Source organism: Paraplanobispora takensis (genome assembly GCF_016863195.1).
Taxonomy (GTDB): Bacteria; Actinomycetota; Actinomycetes; order Streptosporangiales; family Streptosporangiaceae; genus Planobispora; species Planobispora takensis.
The window spans coordinates 200,064-213,631 of the sequence record NZ_BOOK01000014.1 but is presented as its reverse complement, the minus strand read 5'-3'; the positions used below and the strand labels follow the sequence as shown (position 1 = coordinate 213,631).

The window sequence follows — 13,568 nt, the reverse complement described above, 5'->3', positions numbered from 1 at the left end:
CCCCCGCGAGCGGACCGTCCTCCCCCTCGGCCTCTCCCACAGCGTCCCCCGCGGGAGGGGCACCCATCGGCCGGTACGGCCGGGCCCACCTCCAGCGCGACGTGGACGCCGTCCGCGCCCTCGGCGCCACCGGCGTCGAAGCGCAGGTCGTCACCGGCGACGGCCGGCGCCTGGTCGCCACGGCCGGCGTGGCGGACGTCCGTACCGGAAAGCCCGTCCCCGCCGGCGGATACACCCGCGTCTCCAGCGTCACCAAGACCTTCGTGGCCACCGTGGTGCTCCAGCTCGCCGGCGAGGGAAAGCTGTCCCTGGACGACACCGTGGAGCGCTGGCTGCCCGGCGTCATCCGGGGCAACGGCCACGACGGCCGCGCGATGACCGTCCGCCAGCTGCTGCAGCACACCGCCGGCGTCCACGACGCCTATCCGGTCTTCGGCTCGGTCGAGGACTACCGCAAGCGCCGCTACGACCGCTTCACCGACGAGCAGGTGGTGGCCGAGGCGATGCGGCACGAGCCCGCCTTCCGGCCCGGCGAGGGCTGGCTGTACTCCAACACCGGCTACCTGGCCATCAGCATGATCATCAAAAAGGTCACCGGCCGTCCCTGGCACGCGGAGGTCAGCGAGCGCATCAGCCGGCCGCTGGGCCTTCGGCACACGCTCTGGTCGGGCACCTCACTCGACGTGCCGCGCCCCCGCATGAAGGGCTATCTGGTGCCGGGTCCCGGCGCGGCGCCGGTGGACGTCACCAGGCACTTCGACGGCGACGCCGCGGGCGGCCTGATCTCCACCGCCTCGGACGTCAACCGCTTCCTGCGCGCCCTGGCCGGCGGCCGACTGCTCTCGCCCGCGCTGCTGCAGCAGATGCGCCGCACCGTGCCCGCCACGGCGTTCCAGCAGGTGTGGCCCGGAGCCCGCTACGGCCTGGGGATCATGTCGCGCCCGCTGACGTGCGGCGGCCTCTACTGGAACCACGGCGGCGACGACTACGGGTACACCGCGCGCACCGGCGTCACCGCGGACGGCCGCCGCAGCGTCACACTGTTCGTCTCCGGCAAGACCGCGGACGCAGAACGCATGCTGGCCCGGGAGAAGGCCGCCGCCGAACTGGTCGACCGCGCGCTGTGCGGCGGCCGCTGACCCTCCCCGCCGGTCCCCGCCCCGTGGCGCCGTCGCGGCCGCCGGCCCTCCCCGCGTGCCGGTCCCCGCCCGCGCTCACCCGCCCATGCGAACCGGCATCTCCTTGAGGGAGTTGACGAAGTTGGAGCGCAGGCGGCGGGTCGGCCCGGCGGGGGCGATGTCCGGGGCGCGCTCGGCCAGGACCTCGAACAGCACCCGGACCTCCATGCGGGCCAGGTGGGCGCCCAGGCAGAAGTGCGGGCCGCCGCCGCCGAAGCCGATGTGCGGGTTGGGGTCGCGGCCGATGTCGAAGACGTCGGCGTCGGGGAAGACGGCGGCGTCGCGGTTGCCCGAGGGGTAGTACATGACGACCTTCTCCCCCGCCGGGATCTTCTGCCCGCCGAGTTCGGTGTCGGCGAGCGTGGTGCGGCGCATGGTGATCACCGGGGAGACCCAGCGGACGACCTCGTCGGGGAGCGTGCGCAGCAGCGAGCGGTCCTCCAGCAGCCGCCGCCACTGCTCCGGGTGGTCGAAGAAGGCCTGGAGCCCGCCGGAGGCGGCGTTGCGGGTGGTCTCGTTGCCCGCCACGGCCAGCAGCATCACGAACACGCCGAGGGCGAGGTCGTCCATGCTGGTCCCGTCCTCTCCGGGGGCGACCAGCTTGCTGACGATGTCGTCGCGCGGCTCGGCACGGCGCCGGGCGCCGAGAGCGGAGGCGTAGGAGAGCAGCTCGAAGATCGGCGTCAGGTCACCGGTGGCGAACTCCGGGTCGTCGGCGCCGATCAGCGCGTTCGACCAGGTGAAGATCTTCTCCCTGTCCTCGGAGGGCGCGCCGATCAGCTCACAGATCACGTACAGCGGGAGCGGCGCGGCGATGTCGGCGACGAAGTCCACCGAGCCGCGGGCCAGGGCGGTGCCGACCAGATCGTGGCAGATCTCGCGGATGTGGTCCTCGAGCTTGCCGATCATCCGGGGGGTGAAGCCCCGGTTGACGACGCTGCGGGTGGAGGTGTGCTCCGGCGGGTCCTGGAAGAGCATCATGAGCCGGTTGCGGGAGAGCTGCTCCTCGGTCGCGTCCGGCACCATGATGCCGCCCGCGTGGGAGGAGAAGACCTCCGGGTGCCGGGAGACGTGCTGGATGTCGGCGTGCCTGGTGACGGCCCAGAAGCCGGGCCCGCCGGGCTCGGCGTGCCGGTGGACGGGGTCGTCCTCCCTGAGCCGGGCGTAGCGGTCCCAGGGCATGCCCGCCTCGTACAGCGAGGGGTCGTAGATGTCGATCTCGGTGCTCAATGGAAGGCCTTCTGTCCAGCATGTGCGTGATCTCAGCAGTCTTCCAATTTCCGGATTTCGTCGCGACGGATCCGGGCTTCTCGGGGCAAATTGTGATCTTGCGGTACGGCCTTCGCGGCCCGGCCGCTTCCCCCCGGCGGCGCCGTACGGCGGTGCGCGCATGTGTCCCGACGGCGGTGCATGCATACGGAGCGGCCCGGCCCTCCCACGGGGGAGGACCGGGCCGGTCGTGGAACGGGGTCAGGCCGCGGCGTGCTCGGCGACCTTGGCCGGGGTGAGGGCGATCTCCAAGACCTCCCGCACGTCGCTCACCGTGTGGATGGTGAGCTCGTCGCGGACGGCCTGGGGGACGTCGTCCAGGTCCGGCTCGTTGCGCGCCGGGATCAGCACCGTGGTGATGCCCGCCCGGTGGGCGGCCAGCAGCTTCTGCTTGACGCCGCCGATCGGGAGCACCCGTCCGGTGAGGGAGACCTCACCGGTCATCGCCACGTCGTTGCGGACCGGCCGTCCGGACAGCAGCGAGGCCAGGGCCGTGGTCAGCGTGATGCCGGCCGACGGGCCGTCCTTGGGCACGGCGCCGGCGGGGAAGTGCACGTGCACCGAACGGTCCTTGAGCGAGGCGACCGGCAGCTCCATCTCCGCGCCGCGCGAGCGCAGGTAGGAGAGCGCGATCTTCGCCGACTCCTTCATGACGTCGCCGAGCTGACCGGTCAGGGTCAGGCCGGTGTCGCCGGTCTCCGGGTCGGCCAGCGACGCCTCCACGTACAGGACGTCGCCGCCCGCGCCGGTCACGGCCAGGCCGGTGGCCACGCCGGGCACCGAGGTGCGCTGACGGGACTCCGGCAGCGAGGACTCGGGCACGTGGCGCGGGCGGCCGAGGTAGGCGACCAGGTCGTCGGCCGTCACCGCCACCGGCAGCTCGCCCTCGCCGAGCGCGGCCTTCGCGGTGACCTTGCGCAGGACGCGGGCGATCGAGCGCTCCAGGGACCGGACTCCGGCCTCCCGGGTGTACTCGGCCGCGAGCCTGCGCAGCGCGTCCTCCCCGACCGTCACCTCCTCGGCGCCGAGCCCCGCCTTCTCCAGCTGGCGCGGGAGCAGGTGGTCGCGGGCGATGGCCACCTTCTCGTCCTCGGTGTAGCCGTCGAGCGTCACGATGTCCATGCGGTCGAGCAGCGGGCCGGGGATGGCCTCCAGCACGTTGGCCGTGGCCAGGAAGAGCACGTCCGACAGGTCGAGCTCGACCTCGAGGTAGTGGTCGCGGAAGGTGTGGTTCTGCGCCGGGTCGAGCACCTCCAGCAGCGCGGCGGTCGGGTCGCCCCGGTAGTCGGAGCCGACCTTGTCCACCTCGTCGAGGAGCACGACCGGGTTCATCGAGCCGGCCTCGCGGATGGCCCGGACGATCCGGCCCGGCAGCGCGCCGACGTAGGTGCGCCGGTGGCCGCGGATCTCCGCCTCGTCGCGGACGCCGCCGAGGGCGACGCGGACGAACTTGCGGCCCATCGCGCGGGCGACGGACTCGCCGAGCGAGGTCTTGCCGACCCCGGGAGGACCGGCCAGCGCGAGCACGGCGCCGCTGCGGCGCCCGCCCACCGCGCCCAGGCCCTTGGCGGCCCGGCGCCCGCGGACGGCGAGGTATTCGATGATGCGGTCCTTGACGTCGTCGAGGCCGGTGTGGTCGGCGTCGAGGACCTCGCGGGCCGCGGTGATGTCGACAGTGCCCTTCGGCGCGCCTTCGGCACGGCGCTCCTCGGTGTACACGTTCCACGGGAGGTCGAGGACGGTGTCGAGCCAGGTGCGGATCCAGCCGGTCTCGGGGGACTGCTTGGAGGTCCGCTCCAGCTTGTCGACCTCCTTGAGCGCGGCCTCGCGCACCTTCTGCGGCAGGTCGGCGGCCTCCACGCGGGCGCGGTAGTCCTCCTCCTCGGTCTCGGCGGTGTCGCCGTTGAGCTCCCTGAGCTCCTTGCGGACCGCGGCGAGCTGCTGGCGGAGCAGGAACTCTCGCTGCTGCTTCTCCATGCCCTCCTGGACGTCCTTGCGGATCGTCTCGGCCACGTCCAGCTCGGCCAGGTGCTCACGGGCCCACTCGACCAGCTTCTCCAAGCGGTCGGCGGGGTCGGGGGCCTCCAGGATCTCGACCTTGCGCTGGGTGCTCAGCCAGGGGGCGTAGCCGGAGTTGTCGGCCAGGACCGACGGGTCGTTCATCTGGTTCACGGCGTCGACGACCTGCCACGCGCCGCGCTTCTGCAGGATCGTGGTGGTCAGCGCCTTGTATTGCTTGGCCAGTTCCTCGGCCCGCTCGCTCGCCGGGACCGGATCGATCCGGGTCGCCTGCACCCACAGCGCCGCACCGGGACCGGTGGTGCCGGACCCCACGCGGACGCGGTCGACGCCGCGCACCACGGCCGCGGGCTCGCCTCCGGGCAGCCTGCCGACCTGCTCCACGACGGCCCGTACGCCCACGGGGCCGTACCTGCCGTCGATGCGGGGAACGAGCAGGACCCACGGCTTGTTCTCGTCGAGTGCCTGGGCGGCCTCGATCGCGGCGCGGATCTCCGTGTCCGACAGGTCCAGAGGGACGACCATCCCCGGAAGCACGACCGCGTCGTCGAGCGGAAGGACCGGGAGGATCAAGCTCTCACTCATCTGCACTCCAGGGGGTTGAGTTATACACACTCAATTAACAGGAGTCCCCGGATGTTCCCGACCTTGAGTCGTTTCGCTGTGAGCGATCGTAATCGTGTAATCGACCATGAGAAGACAGCTCGGCCCGACCCCTCAGGGCCGCCATGTCCACCCTGCACACCACGTCCATGATCAGCAGGGTCACGCCCTGCCGTCCGGACCTACGCAGGAGGCCGCCGGTCGACCAGGGCGGCGCAGATCGCCGCCAGCAACGCCAGTGACGCCGACGTCAGCAACAGAGCCAGCAGGGTGCGGACCGAACCGGCGGCGCCGAGAGGAAGACCCGCGACAGAGGAGATCAACGCACCGCCCCCGATTGACATCGCAGCGGACAGGCCTGTCGCGGTTCCCGCCAGATCGGCACGCTCAGCCATCACTGCGACGTTGACGACAGGCGCGGTCAGGCCGTTGCCCATTCCGATGAACAGGCAGGAGGAAAAGAACGCGAGAGCGTGGATGTCATGCAACGTGGCGAGGACCAAACCGGCCAGCAGGCCTCCACATGTCAAGACGCGCGCATAGAGGAGGATGTGGCTTCTGAAGAACCGGGACGCACAGATTCCCGCCAGATAACTGCCCAGGACGAACCCGCCCGGAACCATGGCCATGCAAAGGCCCAGAGCGACACTTGATCCGCCGAAATGGTCGCCCATGACCAGAGGCGCTCCCCCCAGGAACACGTAAAGCGTCCCCGTCGAGCAGGCCATGCAGAGAGTGTAGGCCCAGAACCTGGGTGAACCCAGTATTCTCCGGAACGAGGAGAGAAGCCTTCCCTTTGAGGCTCCCGGATGGGGAGACGTCTCCTTCAGCTGCCGCATCGACGCGATGAGAACCGTTCCGCCGAGGAGCGCGAGAACGACGAAGATCGTACGCCACCCGAACAGCTCATCCAGGATCCCGCCCAACGTGGGCCCGAGCATGGGGGCGAGCGCCCACCCCATGCCGGCGAGGCCGATTCTCCTCACCGCCTCGCGCTCGCCCGACGTTTCTCTGATGACGACCATCGCAACGGAGAAACACGCGGCGATCGCCGCCTGGAACGTGCGGCACACGAGGAAGATCCCGATGCCGGGTGCCAGCGCGCAACCGATGGACGCGACGATGAAAATCGAAACGGACGTCAATACGACCGGCCGACGCCCGTAACGATCGGACAGGGCGCCGGCGATTATCTCGATCAGGGCGGTGGCGACCGCGTATACCGCGACCGAAAGGTTGACCGAGGCGAAGTCGGCATCGAACGCGGCAGCGATATTCGGCAGCGCCGGCAGGTAGATGTTTACCGGAAGCACCGATATCGCCGTCAGCAGGACGAGAAATGCAGGACGCGGCGGAGCGGCCGGCTTTCGTATGTCAGAAGACATGGACATGCCGGATCGTTTCCTCCCGGCCGACGTCCGGGTACGGCGCAGCCGATCCGTCTGCCCGCCGGAGAAGAACCGGGTCGCCAACCCCTACCAGCCTCCACGAAAGCACCACAACCAGTACGAACCGTAGCGGCAAAGATCGCCGGCCGTCCCGGAAACCCGACCGGGGCGCGACGCTCCGCCGGTTCCGCTCGACGCGACTTGGCCCGCCTGAAGGCTTGCGCATCAACTCTATCTAGATAGACATTGGAGTCATGGCACGCGTACGACGCCCCTCCCCGCAGACCGCGGCCGTGCTCGCCGCCCTCGCCGAGGCGGGTTCGGACTGGAGCCACGGCTACGACCTGTGCCGCGCCCTCGGCCTGAAGGCGGGCACGGTGTACCCGATCCTGATCCGCCTGGCCGAGCGCGGGCAGGTGGAGACCTCCTGGGAGGCCGACCCGCCGCGCGGACGGCCGGCCCGGCACCTGTACCGCCTCACCGCAGCGGGCTCCGAGCTCGCGCACACCATCGCCGCACCGGCACGTGCCGTCACCGTCACCGCGTCGGCACGTGCCGGTGACGACGCACCCGCCCCGGGCGCGGCCCGGCTCCTGCCCGGGGCCATCTGACCGCGACCACCCGACCCCGGCCCGCCCCTGTGTTCGGAGGCCCTCGATGCTCGAACTCCTCCTCTTGGCGGCGGTGCTCGCACCGGCGCCCCTGCTCGCGGTCGCGGTGCTCGCGGTACGGCTGCGCCAGGCCGTACGGCGGGGCGGTGCGGGCGCACTCGCCGTCGGCGCCCGCGCCGCGTGGCGGCAGGGCACCGCGCGCCCCGTGTGGCCGGGTCTGGTCGCCGTCGCCGCCGTCGCAGCGGTGCTCACCGCCGGCCTGGAGCGCCTCTACCTCGCCACGGTCGCGAACGGCCCGCGCTGGGGCTTCGACGTGGCACTGCTGACCGTGGTGCTCGGTCTGCCCGCGGCGGTCGGGTACGGCGCGCTCGCCGCACTGGCCGCGGCCGCCGTGACCCGTGCCCGCGGGTTCGGGGCCGGAACCGTCGCCGGGCTGCTGACCCCGGTCGCCGCGCTGGTGGCGGTGCTCGCCGTCGGCGTTCCCGAGGCCGTGCTCTGGGCGCACCGGAAGGCCGGTTACCTGAGCACCGGCGACGCCGTACCGCCGACGTGGCAGGCGGCGGTCCTGGACGTGCTGCGCCCGGAGTTCCTCGCCGGCATGATCGCCTTGTGGGCGGCGGGCATGGCCGGTGGCGCGGCCCTCGGCGCGGTTGTCGGTACGGCCTCCGGCCGCCCGCGCACCGGCGCCTCCGCTACGGCCTCCTCCGCCTTGCGAGGCATCCGCCCGGGTGATCCCTCTGCGGGGTGACCCGGCCGATCCCCCCGCGGTGTGATCCGGGTGATCGGCGATCTCCCTAGACTGGCCGGATGGCTTCTCCCCCTGCCCGGCGTGCACGGCTGCGGCCTCTCGCCCGGCTGGCCCGCGCGCTCGTCGCGGCCGTGTGGACCGGCAGGGCCGGTCCGCCGCACCCCCGCCCCCGGTGGCTGGCCCCCCGCGTGCCGGGGTTCCTGAGCCTGCTCCCGTTCCGCACGATCGACCTGGTCCTCATCGCCGATCTCGTGCTGGCCTTCATCCTGTTCCGCGCCGTGCAGGCACTCCTGACAACCGAGGTGGCGGACCTGGCGGCGCCCCTGGACCAGGGAGAGATCGCATTCATCGCCGCGACCTCCTCGCTGCCGCTGGCGCTGCGCGACCGCTGGCCGCTGACGGCCTGGCGGCTCGCGGTGGTGCTGATCCCCTGGGGGGTCGTCACCCGCGGCTATGACCTGGAGGCGCTCTTCTCCGCCGACGCCGTGATCATGTACCTGCTGGTGGTCTACGCGGTCGCGGTCCGCTGTGAGCGGCACGTCATCATCGGCGTGTGGATGATCTCGGCTGCCGCCCTGTGGATCCTCGGCATCCAATCCGGCCCTGACCTGCCCGGCGTGACGTTCATCGGCATCGCCATGGTGACCGTCACCGTCCTGTTCGGCTACAACGTCCAGGGCAGGAGGACGGCCGCCGGGCGCCTGGCCGAGGAGGAACGGCGCAGCGAGCAGGCATTGGCCGGGCAGGCCGTACTGGAGGAGCGGGCCAGGATCGCCCGGGAGATGCACGACGTCGTGGCCCACCACATGTCGGTGATCGCCATCCAGGCGGAGGCCGTACCGCTGAAGGCGCGAGGGGACGTGCGGCTTCTGGAGGAGGGGCTCGGTGAGATCCGCACGCTGTCGCTGGCCGCCATGACCGAGATGCGCCGGGTGCTGGGCGTGCTGCGCGACGGGGAGGGACGCACGGACACCGCGCCGCAGCCGGGTCTGGGCCGCCTGGAGGAGCTGGCCGCCACCGCGCGCACCGCCGGGCTCACCGTGGCGCTCAAGCTGGGCGGCGACCTGCTCGACCTGCCCACCGCGGTGAGCCTGTCCGCCTACCGGATCGTGCAGGAGTCGCTCAGCAACGCCATGCGGCACGCGCCCGGCTCGGCCGTCACTGTGAAGATCTCCAGGTCCGGCGACGAGCTGAACATCCATGTGACGGACGACGGCGGGGACCGCTCCGCCGCGGGGGCGGCGAAGGCCGGAGGCGAGAAGCACACCGGACACGGCCTGATCGGGATGCGGGAACGGGCCGCCATGCTCGGCGGGAGCGTATGGGCCGGGCCGACCGGCAAGGGCTTCGCGGTCACCGCCATACTGCCGATCATGGAGGAAGCATGACGATCCGGGTGCTCATCGCCGACGACCAGGGCATGGTCAGGACCGGCTTCACCGTGTTCCTGGACGCCCAGGCCGACATCGAGGTCGTGGGCGAGGCGGTGAACGGCGAGGAGGCGATCGCCCGCACCGCCGAGCTGCGGCCGGACGTGGTGCTGATGGACGTGCGCATGCCGGTCATGGACGGGCTGGCCGCGACCAGGGAGATCCTCACCTCCGGCGGGCACACCCCGAAGATCCTGATTCTGACCACGTTCGACCTGGACGACTACGTGTACGAGGCGCTGCGGGCCGGGGCCAGCGGTTTCCTGCTCAAGGACGCCTCGGCGCAGCAGCTGGCCGAGGCGGTGCGGGTGGTCGCGGCCGGGGAGGCGCTGCTCGCCCCCTCGGTGACCAGGCGGCTCATCTCGGAGTTCGCCCGCGTCGGGCCGCAGCGCCCGCGCGTGCGGCTGGACGGTATCACCGAGCGCGAGACCGAGGTGCTCACGCTCATCGCCCGGGGCCGCTCCAACCAGGAGATCGCCGAGGAGCTCGTCCTGTCGGAGCAGACGGTCAAGACGCACGTGGGCCGGATCCTGGCCAAGCTCGACCTGCGTGATCGGGCCCAGGCGATCGTGTACGCCTACGAGAGCGGGCTGGTGCGTCCGGGCGAGTAGTGCCCGGGACCGGATCGGCCTGTCCGGGAGTCGGTCTCTCGTGAATCGGCCTGTTCGCGGGATCGCGTCGCGAGGCGAGGGGCTCCGGGTCGCGGGCGCCCGGAAAAGGTGACCCGCGTACCTCTCGGGAGGGACCCGGAGCTGGGCACTCCGGGGTGACGCGGGTTACCGATCATGGTTCATAGCGTCCTGTCGTGTTCCCCGAACCTGACAGGAGACTCGCATGGTCCGCCCCCTGCTCGCCGCCGCGGCGATCGCGACCGCCGCCCACCTGCTCACTCCCCAGCCGTCCGACGACCGGATCATCAAGGTCTACGGCGACCTGAGCACGGCGGAGCACGTGGCCGTGATCGTCCCGGGTGCCGACACCACGGCCGCCACCTTCGACGGCGGGCGCGCCAAGCCGTACAGCACGCCGGGAGGTGCGGCGCGGGCGCTGCTGGAGCAGGCACGGTCCCTGGACCCGGACGCCCGGCTCGCGGTGGTGGCCTGGCTCGGGTACGGCAGCCCGGCGACCGTCAGCCTGGACGTGGCCACCGAGGGGGCCGCGGTCGAGGGCGCCCCGGCGCTGCGGCGCTATGTGTCGGAGACGCTGCGGGGCAAGCGGGTCAGCCTGCTGTGCCACAGCTACGGATCGGTGGTGTGCGCCAAGGCCGTGCCGGGGACCGCGGTCGCCGACACCGCGGTGGTCGGCAGCCCGGGCCTGGGGGTGTCGTCGGCCGCCGAGCTGGGCGGCACCCGGCTGTGGGCGGGCAGCGGGGCGGAGGACTGGATGCGCAAGGTGCCCAAGATCCGCATCGGCCCGCTGGGCTTCGGCCCCGACCCGGCCGGCCCGGACTTCGGCTCCGACGTCTTCGCCACCGGCGCCGCCGGCCACAGCGACTACTTCCAGCCCGGCAGCGAGTCCCTGCGAAACCTCACCCTGATCGCCCTCGGCCGGACCGCCGAGGTGTCCCATGTCTGACCGCCTCGGCCACCGTACGGCGGCGCCGGCCATCTCCGCCCCGCTGCCCGCCGTACCGGCGCCGGAGAACGAGCACCCGGGACACGCAGGAGCCGAAGGGCCGGCGGGTGTGGCCGGGCGGGCGGAGAGCGGTGCGGCCGGAACCCGGAACGGCGTGGCCGGGCGGGCGGAGAGCGGGAGTTCGGGAGGGGGGTGGGTGGGGCGGATCGAAGCGATGACTCCTGCGGGGAGGGACCGGGGGGTGGACGCGCTGCGGGGGCTGGCGATCGTGGGGGTGATCCTGGGGCACTGGCTGGTGACGGCGTGGGTGGTGGGACCCGGGGGGAGTCTGCGGATCTCCAGTCCGCTGATCCACCTGCCGGAGCTGACGCCGTTGTCGTGGGTGCTGCAGACGCTGGCGGTGTTCTTCTTCGTGGGCGGCTACGCGGCGGCGCGGAGTCTGCGGCCGGGGACGGACGGTCCGGCGTGGGTGCGGGCCAGGATGGGGCGCCTGCTGCGGCCGGCGGTCCCGCTGCTGACGGCCTGGGCGGCGATCGCGGCCGGGGCGGCGGCGTACGGCGTGCCGCCGGCGACGGTCAGGGCGCTGGTGCTCCCGGTGGTCGGGCCGATCTGGTTCCTGGCGGTCTTCGCCGGGCTGACCGCGGCCACTCCCCTGCTGCTGAGGCTCCGGCCGGGGGTCACGGCCCTCTCGGCGGGCGCGGTGGTGCTCGTCGTGGACGCGCTCCGGTTCGGGCTCGGCGGGCCGGCCTGGCCGGGCTGGACGAACCTGGCGGCCGGGTGGCTGGTGCCGTACGCGCTGGGGCTGGGCTGGGCGCGCGGCCTGTTCGCCTCCCGGCGTCCGGTGGTGGCGCTGCTGGTCGGCGGGGCGGCCGGGACGGTGGTCCTGGTGACGGTGTTCGGCTATCCCGCGAGCATGGTGGGCCTGACCGGGGCGAAGGTCTCCAACCTCAGCCCGCCCACGCTCGCCGCCGTCACCTTCGGGCTGGCCCAGGTGGGGCTCGCGCTGCTGGTACGCGGGCCGCTGGACCGGCTGATGCGGCGGCCCCGGGTGTGGGCGGCGGTGGCGATGGTCAACCTGTCGGCGATGACGCTGTTCCTGTGGCACCAGACCGCGGCGGCGGTGACCGTGGTCGCGGCGCTGCCCTTCGGCGAGGTGCCCGGACTGCTCTCCCCGCCCGCCACGCTCGGCTGGGTGGCCTGCCGCCTGGCCTGGGTGCCGGTGTTCGCGCTCCTGCTGGCCTCGGTGCCGGCGCTGGTCGCGCGGCGGCGGCCTCCGGCCTCCGGCAGGTCCTCGGCCTCCGGCAGGTCTCCGGCCTCCGCTCTCCGGTAGGTGGTGATCCACGCCACATCACCGCTGCGCAGAGTGATGGTGCGCCACGTGGGCGGAGCCGCCCCGGAGACCGAGGATGACGGCATCCCCCCACCTGGAGGCACGCATGAAACTCCGGCGCACACTCCTGACCCTCCTGGCGGCCGCTCTGGCGGCGGTCACGGCGAACACCACCGGGGCGGCGGCCGTACCGGTCCCGATACAGGTGAACGCGGCCGCGCCCGAGCCCGTCCCCGGCGCGCTGCAGCGCCACGACATCACCGGGACCTACGTCTCGGGCCTGTCCTCCGGCGGCTTCATGGCCAACCAGTTGCACGTGGCCCACTCGGCCGCGTTCGACGGCGCCGGGATCTTCTCGGCCGGCCCCTACCGGTGCGCCCAGGGCAACCTGGGCCACGCCCTCAACGCGTGCATGAAGACGACGCTGCCCGGGAAGACCCCGGCGGAGCTGGCCGCCGAGACCCGCAACCTCGCCTCCGCCGGCAGGGTCGACCCCGTCTCCGGGCTCGCCGGCGACCCGGTGTACCTGTACCACGGCACCGCCGACGACACGGTGCTCCAGGCCGTCAACGACGATCTGGCCGCGTACTACGGGGCCCTGGGCGCCGACGTCGTCTACGACAGGACCTCGGGCGCCGGGCACGCCTGGGTGAGCCCGGCGGGAACGAACGCCTGCTCCTCCACCGCCTCCCCCTACGTCAACAGGTGCGGGGGCGCCGACCCGGTCGGCGACATGCTCCGCCACCTGCTCGGCGGCGTCACCGCCCCCGGCACCGGGCCCCTCGCCGGGAGGCTCGTCTCCTTCGACCAGGACCCGTACGTCCCGGGCGGGGACCCGGCCGCGGTGAGCATGGGCCGCGAGGGGTTCGTCTACGTCCCCCCGGTCTGCGAGTCCGGCCCCTGCAGGCTGATGGTCACGCTGCACGGCTGCTACCAGTACCACGGGCTGGTGGGCGACGCGCTGATCGACAAGGCGTACCTCAACGAGTACGCGGACGCCAACCGCATGATCGTGCTCTACCCCCAGGCGACGACCGCCCCGGACAACCCGCGCGGCTGCTGGAACTGGTGGGCGTACGGCGGGGACACCGCCTACGCGGAGCGGGCGGGCAAGCAGATCACGGCTCTGATGGGCATGGTGCGCGCGCTCGGCGGCGCGGAACCCGGGCCCACCCCCACGCCCACCGCCTCCCCGAGCCCGAACCCGACGTCGACGCCGACCCCCACCTCGGCGCCCGTGTGCGTGACGGCGGGCAACTACGCGCACGTCGCCGCGGGGCGGGCCCGGCAACGGCAGGGGTACGCCTACGCCGCCGGTTCGGGGCAGAACCTCGGCCTGTGGAACGTCTACGTCACCAGCACGATCAAGGAGATCGCCCCCGGCCACTGGGTACGGTGCTGACCTGGCGGCACGACC

General features: G+C 72.5%; 12 protein-coding genes. 9 read left to right on the top strand and 3 right to left on the bottom strand.

What is annotated here, in order from left to right; all coding sequences use genetic code 11:
- Positions 1-101: 101 nt before the first annotated feature.
- Complete coding sequence (locus Pta02_RS11265; RefSeq protein WP_203874677.1) at positions 102-1,139, top strand: serine hydrolase domain-containing protein; 1,038 nt, start codon at positions 102-104, stop codon at positions 1,137-1,139.
- Positions 1,140-1,214: 75 nt separating this feature from the next.
- Here Pta02_RS11265 and Pta02_RS11260 read toward each other — a convergent pair whose 3' ends face one another.
- The 3 genes from Pta02_RS11260 to Pta02_RS11250 form a co-directional block, all read right to left on the bottom strand.
- Positions 1,215-2,408: a cytochrome P450 gene (locus Pta02_RS11260; RefSeq protein WP_239130161.1), complete on the bottom strand. Its 1,194-nt coding sequence runs from the start codon at positions 2,406-2,408 to the stop codon at positions 1,215-1,217.
- A 240-nt stretch (positions 2,409-2,648) separates the two neighbouring features.
- Positions 2,649-5,051: an endopeptidase La gene (gene lon, locus Pta02_RS11255; protein ID WP_203874676.1), complete on the bottom strand. Its 2,403-nt coding sequence runs from the start codon at positions 5,049-5,051 to the stop codon at positions 2,649-2,651.
- A gap of 200 nt (positions 5,052-5,251) precedes the next feature.
- Positions 5,252-6,460 carry an MFS transporter gene (locus Pta02_RS11250; protein ID WP_203874675.1) on the bottom strand — a complete coding sequence of 403 codons (1,209 nt, stop codon included), beginning with the start codon at positions 6,458-6,460 and terminating at the stop codon, positions 5,252-5,254.
- On the opposite strand from Pta02_RS11250, the gene Pta02_RS41875 reads away from it, so the two are divergent.
- From Pta02_RS41875 to Pta02_RS11215, 8 genes are all read left to right on the top strand, one after another.
- Positions 6,459-6,587, top strand: a complete 129-nt coding sequence (locus tag Pta02_RS41875) for a hypothetical protein (protein WP_275423572.1) — start codon at positions 6,459-6,461, stop codon at positions 6,585-6,587. The genes Pta02_RS11250 and Pta02_RS41875 overlap by 2 nt on opposite strands.
- A 124-nt stretch (positions 6,588-6,711) precedes the next feature.
- Positions 6,712-7,068 (top strand): PadR family transcriptional regulator, encoded by a 357-nt coding sequence (locus Pta02_RS11245; protein WP_203874674.1) that lies wholly within the window; start codon positions 6,712-6,714, stop codon positions 7,066-7,068.
- Between the two features lie 46 nt (positions 7,069-7,114).
- Positions 7,115-7,816 (top strand): hypothetical protein, encoded by a 702-nt coding sequence (locus tag Pta02_RS11240; RefSeq protein ID WP_203874673.1) that lies wholly within the window; start codon positions 7,115-7,117, stop codon positions 7,814-7,816.
- Positions 7,817-7,875: 59 nt separating this feature from the next.
- On the top strand, positions 7,876-9,204 hold the full coding sequence (locus tag Pta02_RS11235; RefSeq protein ID WP_203874672.1) for a sensor histidine kinase: 1,329 nt from the start codon (positions 7,876-7,878) through the stop codon (positions 9,202-9,204).
- The gene (locus Pta02_RS11230; protein ID WP_203874671.1) at positions 9,201-9,857 is read left to right on the top strand and encodes a response regulator; all 657 of its coding nucleotides are present in this window, start codon (positions 9,201-9,203) and stop codon (positions 9,855-9,857) included. The genes Pta02_RS11235 and Pta02_RS11230 overlap by 4 nt, the downstream gene beginning before the upstream one ends.
- 223 nt (positions 9,858-10,080) lie before the next feature.
- Positions 10,081-10,821: an alpha/beta hydrolase gene (locus Pta02_RS11225; RefSeq protein WP_203874670.1), complete on the top strand. Its 741-nt coding sequence runs from the start codon at positions 10,081-10,083 to the stop codon at positions 10,819-10,821.
- Positions 10,814-12,151, top strand: coding sequence for an acyltransferase family protein (locus Pta02_RS11220; RefSeq protein WP_239130145.1), 1,338 nt, complete (start codon positions 10,814-10,816; stop codon positions 12,149-12,151). The genes Pta02_RS11225 and Pta02_RS11220 overlap by 8 nt, the downstream gene beginning before the upstream one ends.
- A 106-nt stretch (positions 12,152-12,257) precedes the next feature.
- Positions 12,258-13,553 (top strand): extracellular catalytic domain type 2 short-chain-length polyhydroxyalkanoate depolymerase, encoded by a 1,296-nt coding sequence (locus Pta02_RS11215; protein WP_203874669.1) that lies wholly within the window; start codon positions 12,258-12,260, stop codon positions 13,551-13,553.
- Positions 13,554-13,568: the final 15 nt, after the last annotated feature.

What these genes read in the sequence shown, in the direction of transcription:
- Pta02_RS41875 (WP_275423572.1), top strand. Translation starts at nt 6,459, where the DNA reads ATGCCGGATCGTTTCCTCCCGGCCGACGTCCGGGTACGGCGCAGCCGA.
- Pta02_RS11245 (WP_203874674.1), top strand. Translation starts at nt 6,712, where the DNA reads ATGGCACGCGTACGACGCCCCTCCCCGCAGACCGCGGCCGTGCTCGCC.
- Pta02_RS11215 (WP_203874669.1), top strand. Translation starts at nt 12,258, where the DNA reads ATGAAACTCCGGCGCACACTCCTGACCCTCCTGGCGGCCGCTCTGGCG.
- Pta02_RS11220 (WP_239130145.1), top strand. Translation starts at nt 10,814, where the DNA reads ATGTCTGACCGCCTCGGCCACCGTACGGCGGCGCCGGCCATCTCCGCC.
- Pta02_RS11235 (WP_203874672.1), top strand. Translation starts at nt 7,876, where the DNA reads ATGGCTTCTCCCCCTGCCCGGCGTGCACGGCTGCGGCCTCTCGCCCGG.
- Pta02_RS11230 (WP_203874671.1), top strand. Translation starts at nt 9,201, where the DNA reads ATGACGATCCGGGTGCTCATCGCCGACGACCAGGGCATGGTCAGGACC.
- Pta02_RS11240 (WP_203874673.1), top strand. Translation starts at nt 7,115, where the DNA reads ATGCTCGAACTCCTCCTCTTGGCGGCGGTGCTCGCACCGGCGCCCCTG.
- lon (WP_203874676.1), bottom strand. Translation starts at nt 5,051, where the DNA reads ATGAGTGAGAGCTTGATCCTCCCGGTCCTTCCGCTCGACGACGCGGTC.
- Pta02_RS11250 (WP_203874675.1), bottom strand. Translation starts at nt 6,460, where the DNA reads ATGTCCATGTCTTCTGACATACGAAAGCCGGCCGCTCCGCCGCGTCCT.
- Pta02_RS11225 (WP_203874670.1), top strand. Translation starts at nt 10,081, where the DNA reads ATGGTCCGCCCCCTGCTCGCCGCCGCGGCGATCGCGACCGCCGCCCAC.